We start from the raw sequence: 2,856 nt of genomic DNA, 5'->3' as shown, positions 1-2,856 counted from the left end.
GCGTGCACGCAGCAGTAGTCGAACTCGATGCCCTGCCCGATCCGGTTCGGGCCGCCGCCAAGCACCATGATCTTGCGGCGGTCGCTCGGCGCGGCTTCGCATTCGTCCTCGTAGGTCGAATACATGTAGGCGGTCGAGGTGGCGAATTCGCCGGCGCAGGAATCCACCCGCTTGTACACCGGCCGCACGCCGAAGGCCTTGCGCAGCGCGCGCACGGCGGTCTCGTCGGTTCCGGCCAGGCGGGCGATACGGGCGTCGGCAAAGCCCATCCGCTTGAGCGCGCGCAGGCGCCGGGCGTCGAGGCCTTCCAGTCCACGGTGGGCCACGTCGATTTCGGCGTCGATGAGTTCTTCGATCTGTCCGAGGAACCACGGGTCGACGAACGACAGCGCGTGCACATCGGCCACGCCCAGTCCGGCGCGGAAGGCGTCGGCCAGATGGAACACCCGCTCCGGGCCCGGTTCCTTGAGCTCGCGCCGCAGCTTCAGCAGATCGTCTTCGGACGTGAGGTCCAGCCCCGTCGGATCCAGCCCAGTCTTGCCGGTTTCCAGCCCGCGCAGCGCCTTCTGCAGCGATTCCTGGAAGCTGCGCCCGATCGCCATAACCTCGCCCACCGACTTCATCTGGGTGGTCAGGCGGGCATCGGCGGCGGGAAACTTCTCGAACGCAAAGCGCGGAATCTTGGTGACGACGTAGTCGATGCTCGGCTCGAATGAAGCCGGGGTCTTGCCGCCGGTGATCTCGTTCTTCAGCTCGTCCAGCGTATAGCCGACCGCGAGTTTGGCGGCGACCTTGGCGATCGGGAACCCGGTCGCCTTCGACGCCAGCGCCGACGAGCGCGACACCCGCGGATTCATCTCGATCACGACCATGCGCCCGTCCCTGGCGCTGATTCCGAACTGGACGTTGGAGCCGCCGGTATCGACCCCGATCTTGCGCAGCACCGCGATCGAGGCGTCGCGCATGCGCTGGTATTCCTTGTCGGTCAGCGTCTGCGCCGGCGCGACCGTGATCGAATCACCGGTGTGCACGCCCATCGCATCGAAATTCTCGATGCTGCAGATGATGATGCAGTTGTCCGCACCGTCGCGGACCACCTCCATCTCGAACTCCTTCCAGCCCAGCACCGATTCCTCGATCAGCACTTCGTGCACCGGCGACAGTTCGAGGCCGCGCTTGACGATGGTCTCGAATTCCTCGCGGTTGTAGGCGATCCCGCCGCCGGTGCCGCCGAGGGTGAAGCTGGGGCGGATGATGGTCGGGTAGCCCACTTCCGCCTGCGCATCGACGGCCTCCTCGTAGGTGCGGGCGATGTGCGAGCGCGGGCTTTCCAGCCCGATTTCGGACATCGCCTGCTTGAACAGTTCGCGATCCTCGGCCATCCGGATCGCCTCGCGTCGGGCGCCGATCAGCTCGACGCCGTATTTGTCGAGCACGCCGTGGTCGGCCAGGTCCAGCGCGCAGTTGAGCGCGGTCTGCCCGCCCATGGTCGGCAGGATCGCGTCGGGGCGCTCGCGGGCGATGATCTTCTCGACCGTCTTCCAGTTGATCGGCTCGATGTAGACCGCATCGGCCATCTCCGGGTCGGTCATGATCGTGGCCGGGTTGCTGTTGACCAGCACCACCCGGTAGCCCTCCTCGCGCAGCGCCTTGCACGCCTGGGCGCCGGAGTAGTCGAATTCGCAGGCCTGACCGATGACGATCGGGCCGGCGCCGATGATGAGGATGGTCTTGAGGTCGGTGCGCTTAGGCATGGGTGCTGGTCTCCATCAGCGCAACGAATCGGTCGAACAGGTCCGCCATGTCCTGCGGCCCGGGGCTGGCCTCGGGGTGGCCCTGGAAGGAAAACGCCGGTGCGTCGGTCAGGGCGATGCCCTGGTTGGTGCCGTCGAACAGCGAACGGTGCGTGACGCGTGCATTGGCCGGCAGCGTCGCCTCGTCGATGCAGAAGCCGTGGTTCTGCGAGGTGATCAGCACCCGGCCGCTGTCGAGATCCTGCACCGGGTGGTTGGCGCCGTGGTGGCCGTGGCGCATTTTCATGGTCTTCGCGCCAATGGCCAGCGCGAGCAACTGGTGGCCGAGGCAGATGCCGTACAGCGGAATCTTCGCGTCCACAAACGCGCGGGTGGCCGCAATCGCGTAATCGCAGGCGGCCGGATCGCCGGGGCCGTTGGACAGGAACACGCCGTCCGGTCGCAGCGCCAGCACGTCGCTGGCCGGCGTCTGCGCCGGCACCACCTGCACGTCGCAGCCGCGTTCGGCCAGCATCCGCAGGATGTTGCGCTTGGCACCGAAATCGTAGGCGACGACCTTGAACTTCGGCGCGGCCTGGCGGAATGCGTTGCGGTCGAGATCGAGCTGGCCTTCGGTCCAGCGGTACGCCGCCTTGGTCGAAACGTCCCTGGCCAGGTCCATCCCGACCAGCCCGGGAAACTTGCGCGCGGCCTCGATCGCCTTTTCGACGTCGAGCGCTTCGCCGTGTTGGCTGCCCGCAAGCAGCGCGCCGTTTTGCGCCCCGCGCTCGCGCAGAAGGCGGGTCAGCTTTCGGGTGTCGATATCGGCGATCGCCGGGATGCCGCGCGCGGCCAGCCAGTCCGGCAGCGCGACCTGATGGCGCCAGCTGCTCGGCGGCGTTGGCCGGTTGCGCACGATCAGGCCGGCGGCCCAGGCTTGCGGCGATTCGTCGTCCTGCTCGGTGCAGCCGGTGTTGCCGATGTGCGGATAGGTCAACGTCACCAGCTGGCGGGCGTAGGACGGGTCGGTCAGGATCTCCTGATAGCCGGTCATCGCCGTGTTGAAGACCACTTCGCCGACCGCCAGACCGGCGGCGCCCGTGGAAATGCCCTCGAAGACGGT

The 2,856-nt window shown here is 67.2% G+C and carries 2 protein-coding genes; both read right to left on the bottom strand.

Annotated features, from left to right (window positions below; all coding sequences use genetic code 11):
- Positions 1-1,754, bottom strand: a 1,754-nt coding sequence (gene carB / locus Q0X16_RS04690; protein WP_297831213.1) for a carbamoyl-phosphate synthase large subunit, incomplete at its 3' end; no start/stop codon positions are given.
- Positions 1,747-2,856, bottom strand: a 1,110-nt coding sequence (gene carA / locus Q0X16_RS04685) for a glutamine-hydrolyzing carbamoyl-phosphate synthase small subunit (RefSeq protein ID WP_297831210.1), incomplete at its 5' end; no start/stop codon positions are given. The genes carB and carA, both read right to left, overlap by 8 nt.

Source organism: Thermomonas sp. (genome assembly GCF_025993755.1).
In the GTDB taxonomy this organism is placed as follows: domain Bacteria; phylum Pseudomonadota; class Gammaproteobacteria; order Xanthomonadales; family Xanthomonadaceae; genus Thermomonas.
Note: the sequence above shows the minus strand (reverse complement) of the source record. Positions and strands in the feature narration are given on the sequence as shown.